General features: G+C 55.3%; 1 protein-coding gene. It reads left to right on the top strand.

Features of this window, described 5'->3' with window-relative positions:
• Window positions 1–508 (top strand): YihY family inner membrane protein (locus ACTHUR_RS18635; protein ID WP_440400254.1); only part of this gene is annotated, 508 nt, incomplete at both ends.

A 508-nucleotide genomic window follows, 5' to 3' on the forward strand; every position in this document is an offset into this window, starting at 1 on the left:
ATAGACAATGCGTTCAACCGGATTTGGCGTGTCAATTCGCAACGGCCTTGGATGATGCAGTTTTTGGTGTATTGGGCGTTACTGACGTTTGGGCCTTTGTCTTTGGGCGTGGGCTTGTCGGTCGTAATCGGTCAGGTGCAAGTGGTGGGCGGCTCGGAATGGCTGAGGGGCATAACCACGGTTTCATTTATTACGCTACTGCTGTGGGGTTTATACCGCTTTGTGCCCAACCGTTTCGTGCCTGCCAGCCATGCTTTGGTCGGCGCGGCCGTAACGGCGTTTTGCTTGGAAACGGCACGCTTTTTGTTCGCGTGGTACATGGGCAACTTTGACGGCTACAAATCGATTTACGGCGCATTTGCCGCTGTACCGTTTTTCCTGTTGTGGCTCAACCTATTGTGGACGCTGGTATTGGGCGGCGCGGTTTTGACCTCGTCCCTGTCCTACTGGCGCGGCGAAGCGTTCCGCCGCAGTTTGGATGCGCGCGGCCGCTTTGACGATGTATTGA

The organism is Neisseria sp. P0021.S007, from assembly GCF_051956855.1.